The following is a 495-nucleotide window of genomic DNA, read 5'->3' on the forward strand; positions in this document are numbered from 1 at the left end:
CTGCACCCGAACCTGCGGCTGCGCTGGCTGGAGAACCTCGGGATGGTCGTCAACGCGAGCACCCGCCTCCTCTTCCTGCTGCTGCTGGTCGCGTCGCTCAGCATCCACGCGTTCGTGTTCAGCCCGCTGTGGCTGATCCCGCCGGTGCTGGCCGTCGCGCTCAACGTCCGGATCGCGCGGTCCATGCAGGACCGCACGTGGCGCGACGTGCTCTACGCCGCGACCCTCGTGCCGGCCGAGCTGTACATGTGGGTCCGGATCGGCCACTTCGTGCGGGCGTGGACCAAGTTCGCGACGCGCTCGCGCACGGACAACTGGGCGGCTCAGGCGCGTGCCGAGCGCGGCGCCGGCTGGGCGTACCTCAGCCCGCTGCTCGTCGCCGTCGCCGGCCTCGCCGCGTGCGCCTGGGTGTGGGTGTCGCTGCCGATGATCGCCCGCACGAGCCTGCTGTGGGTGGGGTGGCCGCTGCTGGCCGTCGTGACGATCGCGCAGAGC

1 protein-coding gene is annotated in these 495 nt (G+C 72.1%); it reads left to right on the forward strand.

Annotated features, from left to right (window positions below):
- On the forward strand, nt 1-495 hold a 495-nt coding region (locus G3I71_RS46845), incomplete at both ends, for a hypothetical protein (protein ID WP_203733120.1).

This window comes from Streptomyces sp. SID12501 (genome assembly GCF_010550245.1).
In the GTDB taxonomy this organism is placed as follows: domain Bacteria; phylum Actinomycetota; class Actinomycetes; order Streptomycetales; family Streptomycetaceae; genus Streptomyces.